Annotated in this window: 15 protein-coding genes; 9 read left to right on the forward strand and 6 right to left on the reverse strand. The window is 67.3% G+C overall.

Features of this window, described 5'->3' with window-relative positions; all coding sequences use genetic code 11:
- Positions 1–54: 54 nt before the first annotated feature.
- Entirely contained in the window at positions 55–2322 is a 2268-nt protein-coding gene (locus tag ABDV78_RS10480; protein WP_343527359.1) for a DPP IV N-terminal domain-containing protein, read from the reverse strand.
- On the reverse strand, positions 2319–5435 hold the full coding sequence (locus ABDV78_RS10485; protein WP_343527360.1) for a glycoside hydrolase family 2 TIM barrel-domain containing protein: 3117 nt from the start codon (positions 5433–5435) through the stop codon (positions 2319–2321). The genes ABDV78_RS10480 and ABDV78_RS10485 overlap by 4 nt, the downstream gene beginning before the upstream one ends.
- Before the next feature lie 115 nt (positions 5436–5550).
- Here ABDV78_RS10485 and ABDV78_RS10490 point away from each other — a divergent pair, with 115 nt between their 5' ends.
- The 4 genes from ABDV78_RS10490 to ABDV78_RS10505 all read left to right on the forward strand — a co-directional run bounded on the left by ABDV78_RS10490 (position 5551) and on the right by ABDV78_RS10505 (position 7865).
- Positions 5551–5982 carry a MerC domain-containing protein gene (locus ABDV78_RS10490; protein WP_343527361.1) on the forward strand — a complete coding sequence of 144 codons (432 nt, stop codon included), beginning with the start codon at positions 5551–5553 and terminating at the stop codon, positions 5980–5982.
- A 107-nt stretch (positions 5983–6089) separates the two neighbouring features.
- Positions 6090–6989, forward strand: coding sequence for an ROK family protein (locus tag ABDV78_RS10495; RefSeq protein WP_343527362.1), 900 nt, complete (start codon positions 6090–6092; stop codon positions 6987–6989).
- Between the two features lie 67 nt (positions 6990–7056).
- Positions 7057–7617 carry a glycosyl hydrolase 108 family protein gene (locus ABDV78_RS10500; RefSeq protein WP_343527363.1) on the forward strand — a complete coding sequence of 187 codons (561 nt, stop codon included), beginning with the start codon at positions 7057–7059 and terminating at the stop codon, positions 7615–7617.
- Positions 7614–7865, forward strand: coding sequence for a 3TM-type holin (locus ABDV78_RS10505; RefSeq protein ID WP_343527364.1), 252 nt, complete (start codon positions 7614–7616; stop codon positions 7863–7865). The genes ABDV78_RS10500 and ABDV78_RS10505 overlap by 4 nt, the downstream gene beginning before the upstream one ends.
- On the opposite strand, the gene ABDV78_RS10510 is transcribed toward ABDV78_RS10505, so the two are convergent.
- From ABDV78_RS10510 to ABDV78_RS10520, 3 genes are all read right to left on the reverse strand, one after another.
- Positions 7859–9100: an aspartyl protease family protein gene (locus ABDV78_RS10510; RefSeq protein ID WP_343527365.1), complete on the reverse strand. Its 1242-nt coding sequence runs from the start codon at positions 9098–9100 to the stop codon at positions 7859–7861. The two genes, ABDV78_RS10505 and ABDV78_RS10510, sit on opposite strands and share 7 nt — an antisense overlap.
- A gap of 87 nt (positions 9101–9187) precedes the next feature.
- Positions 9188–9658: an AAA family ATPase gene (locus ABDV78_RS10515; protein WP_343527366.1), complete on the reverse strand. Its 471-nt coding sequence runs from the start codon at positions 9656–9658 to the stop codon at positions 9188–9190.
- A 63-nt stretch (positions 9659–9721) separates the two neighbouring features.
- The gene (locus ABDV78_RS10520) at positions 9722–11236 is read right to left on the reverse strand and encodes a CpaF family protein (RefSeq protein WP_343527368.1); all 1515 of its coding nucleotides are present in this window, start codon (positions 11234–11236) and stop codon (positions 9722–9724) included.
- A gap of 108 nt (positions 11237–11344) precedes the next feature.
- Here ABDV78_RS10520 and ABDV78_RS10525 point away from each other — a divergent pair, with 108 nt between their 5' ends.
- Together ABDV78_RS10525 and ABDV78_RS10530 are read left to right on the forward strand one after the other, a co-directional pair.
- On the forward strand, positions 11345–12859 hold the full coding sequence (locus ABDV78_RS10525; RefSeq protein ID WP_343527369.1) for a trypsin-like peptidase domain-containing protein: 1515 nt from the start codon (positions 11345–11347) through the stop codon (positions 12857–12859).
- Positions 12860–12933: 74 nt separating this feature from the next.
- Positions 12934–14490 (forward strand): hypothetical protein, encoded by a 1557-nt coding sequence (locus tag ABDV78_RS10530; RefSeq protein ID WP_343527370.1) that lies wholly within the window; start codon positions 12934–12936, stop codon positions 14488–14490.
- 6 nt (positions 14491–14496) lie between these two features.
- Here the strand turns inward: ABDV78_RS10530 and ABDV78_RS10535 are convergent, their stop codons facing one another.
- Entirely contained in the window at positions 14497–15342 is an 846-nt protein-coding gene (locus ABDV78_RS10535) for an Ada metal-binding domain-containing protein (protein WP_343527371.1), read from the reverse strand.
- Between the two features lie 251 nt (positions 15343–15593).
- Here ABDV78_RS10535 and ABDV78_RS10540 point away from each other — a divergent pair, with 251 nt between their 5' ends.
- From ABDV78_RS10540 to ABDV78_RS10550, 3 genes are all read left to right on the forward strand, one after another.
- Positions 15594–16163: a F0F1 ATP synthase subunit delta gene (locus ABDV78_RS10540; RefSeq protein ID WP_343527374.1), complete on the forward strand. Its 570-nt coding sequence runs from the start codon at positions 15594–15596 to the stop codon at positions 16161–16163.
- A 7-nt stretch (positions 16164–16170) separates the two neighbouring features.
- Positions 16171–17700, forward strand: a complete 1530-nt coding sequence (gene atpA / locus ABDV78_RS10545) for a F0F1 ATP synthase subunit alpha (RefSeq protein WP_056430575.1) — start codon at positions 16171–16173, stop codon at positions 17698–17700.
- 128 nt (positions 17701–17828) lie between these two features.
- On the forward strand, positions 17829–17944 hold a 116-nt coding region (locus ABDV78_RS10550), incomplete at its 3' end, for a F0F1 ATP synthase subunit gamma (protein WP_343527376.1).

Genomic DNA, 17944 nt, shown 5'->3' on the forward strand with positions numbered 1-17944 from the left:
GGAGGCAACACCGCTATTCCTCCCCTGCCAGGGAGGAATGAGGGGGGAAGAGCGTTACTCCTCCCCGCGCAGCGCCTTCAGGAAGAAGGCATATTGCCGCCGCATCGCATAGGCGACCGGCCCCGTCGATCGTCCGGCGGTATGTTCGCCGCCGGGGACGACCAGCAGGTCGAAGTCCTTGTCCGCCTTGATCAGCGCATCGACCACCTGCGTCGTGCTGGCGGGGTCGACGTTCGAATCCTGCTCGCCGACGACCAGCATCAGCTTGCCCTGCAACTGTGCGGCATGGACGACGCCCGAGGCGTCAAGATAGCTCTGGTCGACCGGATAGCCGAGCCACTGCTCGTTCCAGTCGATCTTGTCCATCCGGTTGTCGAAACATCCGGCATAGGCGACCCCCGCCTTGTAGAATTCGGGATGGAAGAGCAGTGCGTTGAGCGTGCTCTGCCCGCCCGCCGAGCCGCCATAGATGCCGACGCGGCTGATATCGGCGGCGGGATCTTTCGCGGCCAGCGCCTTCATCCAGGCGATCCGGTCGGGGAAGCCGCTGTCCGCCAGATTCTTCCAGGCGACGTCGTGGAACGCCTTGGAGCGGTTGGCGGTGCCCATGCCGTCGATCATCACGACGATGAAGCCCAGATCGGCGAGCTGCTGCATCCCCATGACCTTGTCGCCGCCGGAAAAGCCGCCGAACGGCCAGAAGGCCTTGGGCACGAAACTGTCATGCGGCCCGGCATAGATGTTCTCGATCACCGGATAGCGTTTGGCGGGATCGTAATCGCGCGGGCGGACGACCAGTCCGTAAATGTCGGTCCTGCCGTCGCGGCCCTTGGCGGTGAAGCGTTCGGGCGGCCGGAACCCGGCGGCGGTCAGCGCGGCGATGTCGCCCTTTTCCAGCGTCTCGATCAGGTGGCCGTCGCGTGCGTCGTGGAGTTCCATCGTCTCCGGCAGGTCGGTGCGCGAATAGACGTCGACACAGGTGGTCATGTCGGGCGAGAACCGAACCTCGTGCGTCGCATTCTCCTGCGTCAGCCGGGTCAGGTTGCGGCCGTCGAAATCGACCCGGAACCAGTGTTTGTAATAGGGGTCCTCGCCGGGCACGAAGCCGCTGGCCGAGAACCAGATTTGCCGCTTGTCGTCATCGACCCTGGCAATGTCGCGGACGACCCAGTTGCCCTTGGTGACCTGGCGCACGATCCGGCCGGTCGTGCCGTCGATCATGTAGAGATGCCGCCAGCCGTCCCGTTCCGACGCCCACAGGATCTCGCGGCCCATGTCCTTCACGTCATGCGACCAGATGCGGTCGCGAAAGACGAAGGTCTTCGCGGTTTCGGCCACGGCGGCATGCGCCTTGCCGGTATCGGCATCGACGGCGATGATCTTCGCCTCGCCAAAGCCGCGCTTCAGATCGTCGAAGGCGAAGCTCTTGCCATCGGCCCGCCATGTCGGCGCCGACAGGGTATAGGCCTCCGCGAACAGCGTCGGATCGATCTCGGTCCGTCGGCCGTCCGCCACCCGGAACAGCACGGGCGCTTCCTGGTCCACCGCGTCGCCCGGCTTGGGATAGAGCTGCTGCACGACCTCGGGCTGGACCTTGCCCGGCGGCGCGGCAAGGACGCGGGTGACCATGCGGGCATAGCCGGGGCGGACCCGCTGGAGCGCGATATGCCGGCCGTCCGGGCTCCAGGCGATCGTCTCGGGATCGTAGAAATTGCCCGGCATCCCGTCCTGGGACCGCCACAATTCCTTGCCCCCCTTCGCCTCGCGCACGACCAGATTGTCGTCGAGGACCAGCGCCTCTAGCCTGCCGTCGGGTGAGAGGCGGGGATGGTTGTCGGCCGGCACGCGCAGGTCGCGCACCACGCCGAAGCCGCGCGGGCGGCTGGGATTCTCCGGCGGGACCACGGCGCATAGCGGCCGGGCGAGGACGCAGCGATAGGCGACACCGTCCTCATAGCCGATGCTGAAGGTGATCGCCAAATGGTCGGGCGTGTAGGCGAAATGCTCGAACGGCAGGCGCAGCGGTTCGATCGGCTTGCCCATCACCTTGGACAGGGCAGGCGCGAGCGCGGCTGCGTCGAAGGCGGGGGCCTTGGCGCGGGTGGTGGCGTCCACATCGACAAAGGCGAAGCCGCCCGCCACCGTCTTGCGATAATGGAAATGCCGCCCGTCCGCGTCCCATTCGGCGGGGGAGGCGATATCGCGGGTCAGCCATTGCCACTCGTCGCGAAGGGCCAGTGATCTGGCGATGCGGTCGGGTACGGGCTGCGCCGCGAGCGGCGTGGTGGTCAGCAGCAGGGCCAGGGTGAGCAGGCGCCTCACTGCGCCGCTCCGATCGTGAAGCTGTAGGTCAGCGGCTGGAGCGCGATCCGGTACGGCATGTGCGCGCGGCCATCGAGGTTCCAGCCGGTATCGCCGCCGACCCCGGCCTGGGCGGCGTCGATCAGCAGCGTGCCGTCGCCATGCGGGCGGATATCGGAACTATGCGCCTGGGACGGCGGCTTCATGGCGAGGTCGCCATAAGGGAAGGGCAGGGCGTTGACCGAGAGCGGCTGCGCCCCCGTCACGCGAAGCCCCGTGCCGGTGCCGGTCAGTTGCAGCCAGCGCACATCGGTCTTGTTCCCCGATTCCTGCGGCCGGGCATAGTCGTGATACTGGTCGGCCAAGGCCCCGTCCCAGCGCGCGATCATCGCGCCGGTCTTGCGATCGGAGTAGTTTTCCCAGGGGCCGCGTCCGAACCAGCTCAGGCGGGTGAACTGCTGCCCCGGCGTCGTGAAGGCGAGGCCGACGCGCAGCGGGTCGGGCAAGGTCGCCCGCAGGGGTGTGAAGCGGACCGTCGCCGTCGCGCTGCCGTCCGGGGCCATGGTCCAGCGGGTCTGCATCTTTACCGAGCCCACGCCCATGTCCTGATCGACGACGATCGCGTTCCCGTCGCGGTGGATGCCGTCCAGGCGGCGATGCTCGGAGAAATATTGCCACATGGCATGGCTCTTGGGTACGCCCGAGCCGATGTCGTTGTCGGTCGGCGCGCGATAGAAATTGGGGGTGCCGCCGGTCAGCAACACCTTGCCATCGCGGGCATAGCGGCGAACGAGGCCGGTCGTCCGGTCGATCTCCAGCACCGCATTCCCGGCCTTCAGCGTCATTGCATCAGCGCTGTCCTCCGGCGCGACCGAGCCCGCCGGAACCGCGGCGAAGACGGGCGGAGACAGGGCGAACTGCTCCCAGCCGACGACATGGCCCGCCGGCAGCGGCGGGATCGCGCCCGCCCGGGTCCGCGCGCGAAGGATCAGCGAGCGTTCGGCCGACGCATCCTTGGCCGGGGGCAGGGAGACGGCGATCGGCGCGCTCGCCCCGGCCGCCACGGACGGGGTGGCGATGCTGCCCCGCGCCGTCTCGATGCCATTCTCCAACACCGTCCAGTCGAGCGTGAAGCGCGACAGGTCGATATGATCGTGGCGGTTCACGACCTGCCAGCCGCCATCCTTGTGCGTGAAGCTGATCGGCGACTGGACATGCGCCATCTCGTAATATTCCGGGTCGGGCGTCCGGCCGGACTGGATCACCCCGTCGCCCACCGGGCTGTCGTCGCCGTGCAGTCCGGCATCCTTGGGATCGGGATCATAATCCAGACCCTGCCCCCAATAGGGTCGGCCCTGTTTGTCCTTCAGGATCATCGTCTGGTCGACCCAGTCCCAGACGAAGCCGCCCTGCAACTTCGGATACTTTCGGAAGACGTCCCAGTAACCCTGGAAATCGCCCAGGCTGTTGCCCATCGCATGGGCATATTCGCACAGGATCAGCGGCTGGGTGAATTCGGGCTGCGTCGCGTAATCGGCCAGCTTTTCGACATCATCATACATGGGCGCGAAGATGTCGACATAGGAATTGGTCGGATGCCGCCAGCCGCTCATGCTGTAACCGAGGAAGTTGATGAGCCGCGTCTTGTCATGCGCGCGAATCCACTGCGCCGCGGCCTCGAAATTGGGGCCGACGCCGCTTTCATTGCCCAGCGACCAGAAGATGATCGAGGGATGATTGCGGTCACGCTCCACCATGCGCTGCACCCGGTCGAGATGCGCGGCGGCCCATTCGGGCTTGTGCCCCAGGTTCAGCGTCGGATCGCCCTTTTCCTGGGTGAGGCTCAAGTAGCCGTGGCTCTCGATATTGGCCTCGTCCATCACGTACAGGCCGTACTCGTCGGCGAGGTCATACCAGCGCGGATCATTGGGATAGTGGGACGTGCGGACCGCGTTGATATTGGCGGCTTTCATCAGTTCGATATCCTTGCGCATCGTCGCCTCGGACACGATGCGGAAGCTATGCGGGTCATGCTCGTGCCGGTTGACGCCGCGGATCATGATCCGCTTGCCGTTCACCCGCACCTCGCCGCCCGCCACCTCGACGGTGCGGAAACCGATGCGGCGGCTGGTCGCTTCGATCAGCCTGCCCTGATCGTCGAGCAGTTCGACCAGCAGCGTGTAGAGATTGGGGGATTCCGCACTCCAGCTTTTCACGCCGGGCACCTCGGCGGCGATCGTCGCGACGGTTCCGGCCGGGGTCGCGGTGCGGGTCAGTACGGTCCGCTGGCCGTCGAGCAGCGTGGCCCGGACCGAGGTCGCCCGGGTCGCGCCCGCCACATCGATCGTGGCCGCCAGCGTGCCGTCGCGATAGTCGTTGTTCAGCCCCGCCTCGATCCCCAGATCGCGGATATGCGTCTGCGGCGCGGCATAGAGGGTGATCGACCGCTCGATCCCGTTGACCCGCCAGAAATCCTGGTCCTCCAGATAGCTGCCGTCCGAAAAGCGATAGAGTTCGATCGCGATCGTATTGCGTCCCGGCTTCGCCGCGCGGCTGATGTCGAATTCGGCGGGAAGCTTGGAGTCTTCGGAATAACCGATCCGCTGGCCATTGACCCAGAGATAATAGGCCGCGCCCGCCGCGCCGACCGTCAGCAACAGGCGACGCCCGGCGAAATGCGCCGGGATCACGACATCGCGACGATAGGACGCGACCTCGTTCAGCGTGTGCTTGATGAACGGCGCATTGCGGGGGAAGGGATAGTCGCTGCCGACGAAGACCGGGCGGCTCAGTCCCTCCGCCTGGAGGATGCCGGGCACCGCCACCTCTTGCCATTGCGACACGTCGCGGGCCGGATCCTCGAAGCCGACGGGGCGCGCTTCGGGATTGGGCGACATATGCACCTTCCACAGCCCGTCGAGCGAAAGGTGATAGCGCGACTTCGCCACGTCTCCCGCCAACGCACCGGCCCGGGTCTCGAACCCGGCAAAGCTGCTGTGCATCGGTTCGGCACCGATTCGATCGATGGCGGGGTTTTCCCAGTCGGGGAGGGACGTCGCTGGGGTCTGCGCCATGGCGGACCCGGCGATCACGGCGGACAGGCCCGCCGAAAGGAAAAGCCGCGAAATCGTCATGGGTCCTATCCTCGATCGTTTCCCATACCGTTATATTATACGGAATACAGTTTAAAGGGATGCTCGGGATAAAATTGCACTTGCACTCAATGATACAATGTATCATTCAAGGAGAATGAATGATCAGGTTGTAGAGAGCGAACGGTCCGCCGCCGGGCACCAGCCTCATCGAGCGCACTGGGGATGGGACGGGTTGGCGATCTCCGCCTCTACCCTGTGCCTGATCCACTGCCTTGTGCTGCCCGTCGTCCTCGCCTTTCTGCCGGCGATTGCCGAGTGGGCCGATCTGGGCGAAGGGGTGCATGTCGTCATGCTCGGCATCGCGCTTCCCTTGAGCGGGTCGACGCTGCTGCTCGGGTGGCGGCGGCATCATCGCCGGGTGCCGCTGGGTCTCGGTGCGGCGGGACTGACGTTGCTGGTGGCGGGCGTGCTCCTCGAAGGCGGCATGGCGGGCCTCCTGATCACCGTGACGGGCAGCCTCACCCTCACGCTGGCGCATATCGCCAATCTGCGCGCGACGGCGCTGGCGGCGCTGGCCACGCTCTAAACCGGGCCCCGCCCGCCCTTTTTGCCCCTTGGCTCTTGACCCGGATGCGCGGTTTCGCGCAGGCGCACCGCGATTGGGTCGCGAAAAGCGACTGGCGGGAGATTGGAATGACCGGGGCAGAGGATCCTATTGTCGCAGGCGTCGAACTTGGGGGTACGAAATCGATTGTATTGATCGGCCGCGGGCGCGACATTCTGGTGTCCGAGCGACTGCCGACGACAACCCCCGCCGTCACGCTGGCCGCCTTGCGCCAGCGCCTGGCCGAATGGACCGAGCAGTATAAGCCCGCGGCGCTGGGCATCGGCAGCTTCGGTCCGATCGCGCTCGACAAGACCGGCATGGACTATGGCCATATGCTCGCCACCCCCAAGCCGGGCTGGGCGGGGGCCGATGTCGTCGGCGCGCTGGCGGAGGGATTCGGCGAACGGGTGGCGATCCATACCGATGTCACCGGCGCGGCGCTGGCCGAGGGACAGTGGGGCGCGGCGCGCGGCCTGTCCGACCATATCTATGTCACCGTCGGCACCGGCGTCGGCATGGGCATCATCGTCAATGGTCAGCCGGTGTCGGGCCGGATGCACCCGGAGGCGGGGCATGTCCGCGTCCGCCGCGTGCCGGGCGACGACTTTGCCGGGGCGTGTCCGTTCCACGGCGATTGCCTGGAAGGGCTGGTGGCGGGACCGGCCATTGCGGCGCGCACCGGGCGACCCGCGCAGGAACTGGCGGCGGACGATCCCGCATGGCATTTCGTCGCCGACGCGCTGGCGGAGAGCTTTGCCGGCCTTTTCCTGACCCTGGCCTGTGGCCGGATCGTGATCGGCGGCGGCGTGGGCGTGGGCCAGCCGCATCTGCTCGACATGATCCGTCGTGCGACGGTCGAAAAGCTGTCGGGCTATCTGCCCTTCGTCGACGCGGCCCAGGTCGCCAACCGGATCGTCCATGCGCAGTTGGGCGATCAGGCGGGGCCGCTGGGCACGCTGGCCCTGGCGCGCAGCGTTCTCGACTGACCCCAGAAATCGCTGTCCTACAGCGAACCGATATGGTTCGTCTTCTCCGGCAATCGGGGAGGGCGATATGGGACGGCAGGGGCAGGCGACCGACGTGGACGCGCTGATCGCGCAGGTGATCGCGCGCGAGGGGGATTATAGTGATCATCCCGCCGACCGGGGCGGGGCGACGCGATTCGGCATCAGCGAGGCGGTGGCCCGCGTCGATGGCTATGGCGGGCCGATGCGGGCCCTGCCGCTGGCGCGGGCGGAGGCGATCTATCGGCGGCTCTACTGGGTCGCGCCGGGGCTGGACAAGGTGGCGGCGCTGGCCCCCCGGCTGGCCGAGGAACTGTTCGACACCGGCGTCAACATGGGGACGGTGGTTGCGGCGACCTTTCTCCAGCGCGCGCTCAATGCCTTGAACCGGGGCGCGCGGGATTATCCCGATCTCGCGGCGGACGGGCGGGTGGGGCCAGCGACGCTGGCCGCGCTCCGGGCGTTCCTGGATCATCGCGGAGCGGCCGGCGAGGTGGTCCTGCTGAAGGCGGTCGAGGCGTTGCAGGGCGAACGCTATCTGACGCTGGCCGAGCGACGTCCCGCCAATGAGGCGTTCCTGTACGGCTGGCTTGCGGATCGGCTGTCATGAGCGGCGAGGAGGGCACCGACCCTTGGACCCGGCGCGCCCGGCCGACATTTCTTTACGTCATGTACGCGTTGCTGCTCTGGAGCATTCCCATGGGCCTGCTCGCCGGGGTGCGGCCCGGCATGGCCGTGGCGATGATCCGGGGCATGGCGCAATATCTCGCCGCCATCCCAGAGCCGCTCTATGCGCTCTTCGGCACCGGCTATCTGGGCTATACCGTCGCGCGCGAATGGGGAAAGGCGCGTCAGTAGAAGCGGGCAAGGGTCAATCTGCGCTCCTGCCCGTCGCAGGTGCGCAGGGCGACCGTTGTGCCCGGCTTGCCCACCGTCCAGCGGGCGAGCGGGCTGTCGACATAATCGGCCGGGATCGGCTGTCCGTCGATGGCGCAGATCGTATCGCCTTCGCGCCAGCCGCTCTTCTCGGCCGGCCCGCCGCGCATGACGTGGAGCACGCGTAGCCGGTCGCCCGCCACGCCCATCAGCAGCCCTGTCGTGGATCGCGGCGCGGGTGCATCGGCATGGGGGCCGGGGGCGAGCACCATCCGCCCCGCACCGGGGTCGAGCAGCACGCGGTAGCGCTGGAGCAGCCCCGATCCCAGGCGTCCGGCCACGCCGACCGAATCGCTGAAACCCTGGGGCGGCTCGATCCGCACCTCCACCTCGCGCGCGGTGAGCGTGCCCAGCCGAACCTCCGGCACGATCGCCAGGTCGTTGATCGAGGGGCCCGCCAGCCCGAAGCCGATCGCGCTGGTCGTCGGCAGGTCGGTCAGCTTCGCCGCTCGCCAGCTCGCCCGCGACACGGTCAGCGAGGATCCGTCGCCGGTATCGACGATGATCGGCGACAGGCGAGCCGCGCCCATCTGGATCGCGCTTTCATAGACCCGCCGTTCGGATGAGATGGTCAGCGGCGCGGTCGCCCCGGTAAAGGGCATCCGGCCCGAGGCGATCAGGCGAAAGCGCTTGGTGGCATAATCGATGTCGATCGCATGCGCGGCCAGCAGGTCGCGCCCGACCAGCAGGTCGACCGCCTTGCTGTCGCCCGTCGCCAGCGCGGGCAGCGGCGCCACCGCCACGCCGCCGCCCCGCCGCGTCAGCCCGCCCAGCGAGAGGGTGCGCGTCGGCATCCAGCCGATCGCCACCGCGCCGCCGATCGCGCTCGCCTGCCCGCCGGGGCGGACCTTTGCCTTGGCGGCGATCGGCGAGGTCTGCGACAACAGGGTGAAACTGACCCCGGTATCGAGGATCGCGGATACGCTCTGCCCGTCGATGGTCATCGTGAACCGGATCTGGTTGCCGGGTGTCAGGTGAAACGGGATCCAGCGATCCTCGGCATCGGGCGCGAGCGAGGCGACCCCCGGATCGCGCGCGGCGGCGGCCACGATGTCCTCGGTCCCCTGATCGGACGGGGTGGGACGGGATGCCTTGGGAGCCACCATCGCACCGGCGAGCAGCAGCGGGATGGGCAGCAGATAGAACAGACGACGCATGACTCCCCAACGCCTAGACGATCGCGAAGCTGCGCGCGCGGCAAATCGCGTGGCGATGTGGCGGGCGCTGCCACCCGTCATCGGCCATCAGGCGCCGTCCTGGACGGATACATGATCGAACCCCTCGGCCGCCACGGGTGCCTCGAATTGTCCGGCGACGGCGACGATCGCGGGGATGGGCACCATCTTGTCGGGCGGTCGCGCCGCGTTGCGTTGGATCGCCACGTCAAGCGGCGTGTCGATCCATACCGCTTCGACGGTTGCGCCCAGCCGTTTCGCGATGGCTATGACCTCGGTCCGATGACGCGCACCGGGTAACGCCGCGTCGAAATAGATGGTGGAAGGCGATGCCGGCTGCGAAGATATCCACGTCGTTTTCCCCGCCCCCTGGATCCCGCAGACGACCACGACACGCACCGATGCCGGGGCCTGTTCGATGGCGCGCTCCAAAGCCGCATAGGAAAGCCGCCATGCTTCGGCGTTGCGTTCCGGTGTCCAGACCCGACCCTCTGGCGTTTCGAGGAAATCGTCCGGGTTGATCGTCGTCGGGCCAGGCATCGAACGGCGATAGCGGGTCGGCCCAGACCTGTCCCGCCTTATTGGGAGCGCGGCCGCTTCGGCTTAAAGACACGCCTCCAGCAGTGCCTTGTCGAACCCGAACTGCTTGGCCTTTTCCAGCGTATAGGGGCGCAGGCCCGCCGAGCGGTATTCGCCGATGATCTTGCCGTCGGTGCCTTCGTCCAGATATTCGAAGTTGAACAGCTCCTGCGTCACGATCACCGGGCCTTCCATGCCGATGACCTCGGTGATGTTGGTCACCCGGCGGCTGCCGTCGCGCAGGCGTTTGACCTGGATCACTATGTCCACCGAATCGGCGATCTGGCGGCTGATCGCGTCCTTGGGCACCTTGATGTCCGACATCATCACCATATTCTCCATGCGGGCCAGCGCCTCGCGCGGGGAGTTGGAGTGGAGCGTGCACATCGATCCGTCATGGCCGGTGTTCATCGCCGCCAGCATGTCGAAACATTCGGCGCCACGAATTTCGCCCAGGATGATCCGGTCGGGGCGCATGCGCAGCGCGTTCTTCACCAGGTCGCGGATGCTGATCTCCCCCTGACCCTCCAGATTGGCGGGGCGCGTTTCCAGGGGCAGCCAGTGCGGCTGTTGCAGGCGGAGTTCGGCCGCATCCTCGATGGTCAGCACGCGCTCGCCCGGGTCGATCATCTTGGACAGCGCATTGAGCATCGTCGTCTTGCCCGAGCCGGTGCCGCCCGAAATGACGATGTTGAACCGGCACGCGCCCGCGATCTTCAGGAGCGTCGCCATGCTCTGGCTCATCGATCCGCCCGCCGCCATCATGTCGAGCGTGATCGGCTTGGCAGAGAATTTGCGGATCGAGATGGCGGTGCCGCGCAGGCTCAGCGGCGGCACGATGACGTTGACGCGGCTGCCGTCCTTCAGGCGCGCATCGGCCAGCGGCGTGGTCTGGTCGACGCGTCGACCGACCGAATTGACGATCCGCTGCGCGACCTGGAACAGATGCTCCTCGTCGCGAAACTGGATGTTCGCCAGCTCCAGCCTGCCCTTGCGCTCGACATAGGTCTGCTCGGGGCCGTTCACCATGATGTCGGTGATGTTCGGGTCGGCGAGCAGTTCCTCGAGCGGTCCCAGGCCCAGCAGTTCGTCGACCAGCACCTTTTCCAGCGCGAATTGCTCGCGCCGGTTGAGCGTCAGCTTCAGCTCGGCCAGCACCTCGCCGATGATCGGGCGGAATTCCTCGGCCAGCTCGTCCTTGCCCAGCGTCGCGGCGGCTTCGGGGTCGACGCGTTCGAGCAGGCGGGGAAGGACCTGCTCCTTGATCCGGTGGATCGACGCGTCGAACCCTTCGCCGCGAGCCGGGGTCGGCTCGGCCGAGGCGGCCTGGCGTTCGGCCAGGCGCTGCATCGCATCGGCGGCACTGGCGGGCAGGGGCGGGATATTCTCGGGCGTCAGCGGCGGGAATTGCTGTCCGCCGGGGGGCGGCGAATCATGGTCAGGGCGGGGTGCGGGGCCGTGCATCGGCCGCGCGAGGCCGAAGGCCGGTCGCCCACCCGTCGCGCTGCCCAAACCCTGACGGCGGCCGAACGCATTCATCCCATATTTCCCCATGTCATGGGGCAGCTAGGTAATTGGCAAGATTTACCATATGCCTAACCGATCGCGGTTGCAGCCGATGGAAATGGCGGGATATGGCGGCCCGAGATGTTGAGCCGCCTTGTCCTCGCCTTTGTCGTGATCGTGGCCGGGCTGGCCGCCGGGCCTGCGCGCGCCGACGATATCGCCGCCACCGCGCGCAGCGTCGTGCGGGTTGTCACCATCGCGATGGTCGATGGCGAGGTGGCGGGCTTCGGCCACGGATCGGGTTTCGCGGTCGCGCCCAACCGCATCGTCACCAACGCCCATGTCGTCGAACTGGCCGAGCGCTATCCCGACAATGTCGTCATCGGCGTCGTCCCGTCGGAGGGCAGCAAATCCTATCAGGGGCGTGTCATCGCCTATGATTCGCGCCGCGACCTGGCGCTGATCGAAGTGAGCGAGGCGAAGCTGCCGCCGGCGGCTCTGTTCACCGGCGCGGTGACGGAGGGGGATCAGGTCATCGCGCTGGGCTATCCGGGCAATGTCGATCTGGCGACCGCGCAGTCGGCGGCGGACTATATCCGGCCGCTTTCGCCCGTCCGGTCGCAGGGCGTGGCCTCGGGACGTCGCGCGCTGACGGGGATCGAGGTGCTACTCCATACCGCCAGCATCGCGCGCGGCAATTCGGGCGGCCCGCTGCTCGATCCGTGCGGGCGGGTGATCGGGGTGAACTCCGCGCTGACCCGCGCCGATGATGGCGATTCGACCTTCGGCTTCGCGATCGCCGACACCGAGCTGATGGCCTTTCTGCGCGCCGCCAAACAGCCTTATGTCTCGGTCGGCGTGCCCTGTACCTCGATCGAGGAGCGGTTGCGCGAGGATAGCGCGGCCGATGCCCGCGCCATCGCCGATGCCGCCGCTGCCCGGCGCGAGGCGGCCAATAGCGCCGCGATCCGCCGCGAGGAGGCGCTGAACACTGCCCGCGCCCGGGCCGAAAGGTCGCGCGAGAATGTGATGGCGATCGCTGCCCTGCTTCTTGTCGGTGGGGCGCTGGCGATCGGCGGCGCGGGATTGCTGGAAACGCGCCGGGCACGCCGGGCCGCCATCTGGACGGCGGCGGGCGGCGGGATCGCGATCGTCGGAGCGGTGGTCGTCTTCCTCCTGCGTCCCTCGGGCGAGATCGAATTGCCGCGTGAGGCCCTGGCCGTGCCCAGCGTGACGCCGCCGGCCGCCGCGATCGGTCCGCTGCTGTGCACGCTGCAACCCGACCGCAGCCGGATCACCGTCTCCTCGACCGCCGAGACGCGCCTCGACTGGGGGGCGAACGGCTGTGCCGACCGCAAGGAGCAATATCTGGAGGGCGAGGGAAGCTGGCAGCGAATCATCGTCCCCGACGACGAGCAGACGGTCACCGTCGCACGCTTCGATCCGGTGACCCGCAGCTATACCCAGACCCGTTACTTCCTGCCGGTCGCGACGATGGAGGCGGTCCGCAAGCTGCGCCAGCCGGGAACGCCGAACGCCTGCACCACGGCGGACGTGGCGCTCCAGAAACTGCAGGGCGAGCAGGCCCAGATCCGCCAGCAATTGCCGCCGCTGCCCAACGAGAAGCTCGTCTATAGCTGCCGATCGGCGCGTTGAGCGAACGGGGCTTGTCCCCGCCCCGTCGATCCGGCGAAAAGATGGCGTCGAGGATACGGCTTGGGAGGGCCGGGATGGTCAAGAGGGGAATGCGCGCCCGTCGCTGGATAGCGGTCGCGATGGTGACGGTCTGTGCGGCGTTGTCGGCGACGCCGGCCCAGGCCGAATGGCGCGAGGCCCGTGCCCGGCACTTCATCCTCTATGGCAATATGTCGGAGGATGCGATCCGCGCCATGGCGACGCGGCTGGAGCAGTTCGATGGCGTCCTGCGCTATGTGTACCAGCTTCCCGAGGTCGAGGGGCAGGATAGCAATCCCGTCACCGTCTATGTCGTGCCCAATGTGGCGGCGATCCGGCGGCTCTATGGCAAGGGCGGCGACCATGTCGCGGGCTTCTATCAGCCGCGGGTTTCGGGATCGGTCGCCTTCACGCCGCTTCGCAGCGAGGATGAGGGGCCGAACGCGCTCCAGCCGCAATATGTGCTGTTCCACGAATATGCCCATCATTTCCTGTTCGGTAATGTGACCAAGGCCTATCCGGCCTGGTTCTCCGAAGGATTCGCCGAATTCGCCAGCACCGCCCGCTTCGATCGCGACGGCGTGATGGTGGGCGTCGCGGCGCAGCACCGGGCCTATGGTCTGCTGGACAGCAGCAAGCTGCCGATCGACACGCTGTTCGATTCGTCGCGGCGCAAGCTGGATGCGCAGCAGACCGATCAGGTCTATGGCCGGGGCTGGCTCCTGACCCATTTCATCATGTTCGATCCGGGCCAGATGGCCAAGTTCAACACATATCTGAACCTGCTCAACACAGGAATGCCCAGCATCGCGGCGGGCGAGAAGGCTTTCGGGTCACTCAAGCAGCTCGACCGTGACCTGGAAAAATATCTGGGGCGCAGCAGGATACCGGGTATGCTGGTGCGGTTCGAGCGGCTGCCCAAGGCGGATGTCGCGGTTCGCGTCCTGAGCCCGGGGGAGCAGGCGCTGATCAACGATCGGATCCAGTCGGACCGTGGCGTCAACCGCACGACGGGCCGCGAACTCTATGCCCATGCCGCCCCGATCGCGGCGCATTATCCGAACGACGCGAACGCGCAGGGCTGGTTCGCCGAAATCGCCTATGACGCGGGCGAGGATGCCGTGGCGGAGGCGGCGGCGGACCGGGCGCTGGCGGTCGATGCGACGTCGCAACAGGCGCTGCTCTACAAGGGCATGATCCATTTGCGCCGTGCCCAGGCGGGGCGGAGCAGGGACGTCAAGGTCTGGGAAGAGGCGCGCGGCTGGGTGGTCAAGGCCAATCGCGCCCACCCCGATGCCGCCGAACCCCTGGCGGTCTTCTATCGCAGCTTCATGATGGCGGGCGAAAAGCCCCGGCAATCGGCGGTGCTGGGCCTGGAACGCGCCTTCCAGCTCGTGCCGCAGGACATGGGATTGCGCTTCACGCTGGCGGCGCAGCGGATCGGTGCCAACGATATCGACATGGCGAAGGCGCTGCTCCGTCCGCTCGCCTTCGATCCGCATATGCCCCCCGACAATCCGGCGTCGCGCCTACTGGCGCTGCTGGAAACGGGCAGTCGGGCCGAGGTGCAAAAGGCGCTGGCCGTGGCGACGGGGCAGGACGCGGACGAGTAGGGCGGATCAGTCCGCCGACAGCAAGGCGCGCGACACCGCCTCGATAAAGGCGGTGCGGCGCGCGGGCTCGGTGATCAGCGGGTCGGGCGGCGGGGTGGCGGCGATGGCCTTCGCGATGCGGGCGGTCGTCGCGGCGTCGGCCGGTCGGATCGTGGCGGCCGGGAACAGCATGTCCAGATCGCCGCCATCCGCGTCGAACGCGATGCGCGCCAGCCCCCTTGGCGTCACCGCGACGAGCAGCGGCCCGAGGGGCGACGCCAGGATCGCCCAGTCGATCGTCACCCCCGCGCCGCCACGTCGCCATTGGCCCGGCGCCATCCCCAGCCGCCTTTCGCTGTCGGCATAGAAGCGGCTGGGCCCGGCATAGCCCGCTTCGTACAGGGCGTGGGTCACGCTGGTCTCGCGTGCCAGTGCCTCGGTCGCGCGGACGCCGCGACGGGCGCGGGCATAGGCGGCGGGCGTGACCCCGGTCGCGCGGCGGAACAGGCGATGGAAATGATGCGGGGTATAGCCGACCCGCGCCGCCAGCTCGGAAAGGGAAGGGGCCGCGTCCGCCGCCTCCAGAATCGCGATGGCCGCCGCCACCGCCTGCCGGTCGCGCGTCACCGCATCGGGCTGGCATCGCAGACAGGCGCGATACCCCGCCGCCCGCGCCGACATGGCGTCCGGGTGAAAGCAGACATGCTCGCGCCTGGGGCGCCGTGCCGCGCAGCTCGGCCGACAATAGATGCCGGTGGTGCGGACCGCGACGACGAACAGTCCGTCCGCGCTCCGGTCGCGCCGGACAAAGGCATCCCAGGCGGCGTCTTCGTCGATAGGGGGATCGAGCGGGGCTCGCGCAGTTTCGATCATCGCTGTCGGTCCCGGTGGCTTCCGTCGGTAGAGCGGGCGATCCTAGCAGGCGCGCCTGTGGCATTCATCCCACGGCTTGCGCCCAAAGCCGTTAAATTGGCGTCACTGACCTGTCACAAGTTGCGCCACGCAGCTTGCATCGATTGGTTCCCGATGCTAACCGCCCGCCAACCCATCGCAGGCGCGTTTTTCGCGCCTCGTTTCCCATGGGGCCAACCCGTTCGTTGTTCGAGGAATTCGCATCCGTGGAGATGTCCGGCGGTACTATAAGCGGCACAGGCGGCATCCAGGCGAGTCTGGGTGGACGTTATGCGCTCGCGCTGTTCGAGACGGCCGTTGAGGGCCGTTCGATCGACACGATCGAGGCCAGCCTCGTGACCCTGCGCGACGCGCTGGCCACGAACAAGGACCTGGTCGCGCTGACCAAGAGCCCGGTCGTGGCGCGCGGGGCCGCCGTCAAGGCGATCCTGGCGGTCGCCGACACGCTGGGCCTGGACGGGGTGACCAAGAATTTCCTCGGCGTCCTCGCCGAGAATCGGCGCCTCTCGGCGCTGCCGCAGATCATCCGCGCCTATCGCCAGCTGGCCAGCCGCCATCGCGGCGAGGTCGCGGCCGAGGTGACGAGCGCCCACCCGCTGACCGACGCGCAGGTCGCAGAGTTGAAGCAGCAGCTACGCACCCGCGTCGGGCGCGAAGTGTCGGTCGACCTGTCGGTCGATCCCGACCTGCTCGGCGGGCTCGTCGTCCGCATCGGTTCCCAGATGATCGATAGCTCGATCCGCACCCGTTTGAATGCGCTCGCCAGCGCGATGAAAGGCTGACGTTCCCATGGATATCCGCGCCGCAGAAATCTCCAAGGTCATCAAGGACCAGATCGCCAATTTCGGCACCGAGGCCCAGGTCAGCGAAACCGGCCAGGTGCTGAGCGTCGGTGACGGCATCGCGCGCATCTACGGCCTCGACAATGTCCAGGCTGGCGAGATGGTCGAGTTCGCCAATGGCGTGCAGGGCATGGCCCTCAACCTCGAAGCCGACAATGTTGGCGTCGTGATCTTCGGCTCCGACGCCGAGATCAAGGAAGGCGACACCGTCAAGCGCACCGGCACCATCGTCGACGTGCCGGTCGGCCGTGGCCTGCTGGGTCGCGTCGTGGACGGTCTGGGCAACCCGATCGACGGCAAGGGCCCGATCGAGGCGACCGAGCGTCGCCGCGTCGAGGTGAAGGCCCCCGGCATCATCCCGCGCAAGGGCGTTCACGAGCCGGTTCAGACCGGCCTGAAGGCGATCGACGCGCTCGTTCCCGTCGGTCGTGGCCAGCGCGAACTCATCATCGGCGACCGTCAGACCGGCAAGTCGGCCGTCGCGATCGACGCCTTCATCAACCAGAAGACGGTCAACGCTGGCACCGACGAGTCGAAGAAGCTCTACTGCATCTACGTCGCCGTGGGTCAGAAGCGCTCGACCGTGGCGCAGCTCGTCAAGACGCTCGAAGAGAATGGCGCGATGGAATATTCCATCGTCGTCGCCGCGACCGCGTCGGAGCCCGCACCGCTTCAGTTCCTCGCGCCCTACACCGGCACCGCGATGGGCGAATATTTCCGCGACAACGCGATGCACGCGCTGATCGTGTTCGACGATCTGTCCAAGCAGGCCGTCGCCTATCGTCAGATGTCGCTGCTGCTGCGCCGTCCGCCGGGCCGTGAAGCCTATCCGGGCGACGTCTTCTATCTGCACAGCCGTCTGCTCGAGCGTGCGGCCAAGATGAACGACGCCAACGGTGCCGGCTCGCTGACCGCGCTGCCGATCATCGAGACCCAGGCGGGCGACGTGTCGGCGTACATCCCGACCAATGTGATCTCGATCACCGACGGCCAGATCTTCCTCGAAACCGACCTGTTCTTCGCGGGCATCCGCCCGGCGATCAACGTCGGCCTGTCGGTCAGCCGCGTCGGCTCGGCCGCGCAGACCAAGGCGATGAAGAAGGTGTCGGGCTCGATCAAGCTGGAGCTGGCGCAGTATCGCGAAATGGCCGCCTTCGCGCAGTTCGGCTCGGACCTCGACGCCTCGACGCAGAAGCTGCTCAACCGTGGTGCGCGCCTGACCGAGCTGCTCAAGCAGCCGCAATTCTCGCCGCTGCCCTTCGAGGAGCAGACCGCGTCGATCTTCGCAGGCACGAACGGCTATATCGACAATGTGCCGGTGGCGCAGGTCGTCCGCTACGAAGCGGCGATGCTGGCCTATCTGCGCAACGATCACGCCGATGTGCTGGCGATGATCCGCGACACCAAGGATCTGGGCGACGAGGCCAAGGGCAAGCTCAAGGCCGCACTCGACCAGTTCGCGAAGATCTTCGCGTAAGACGGCATTCTAGCCCTCTCCCCACTGGGGAGAGGGTTGGGTGAGGGGCGCCACACAGGCCGTCTCACCCGTGGCAGCCCCTCACCCCGGCCCTCTCCCCAGTGGGGAGAGGGAGAAGAAGGACTAAGATGGCGTCCCTCAAGGCCCTCAAGATCCGGATCAACTCGGTCAAGTCGACCCAGAAGATCACCAAGGCGATGAAGATGGTCGCCGCCGCCAAGCTGCGCCGTGCGCAGGACGCGGC

Source organism: Sphingomonas sp., assembly GCF_039594485.1.
In the GTDB taxonomy this organism is placed as follows: Bacteria; Pseudomonadota; Alphaproteobacteria; order Sphingomonadales; family Sphingomonadaceae; genus Sphingomonas.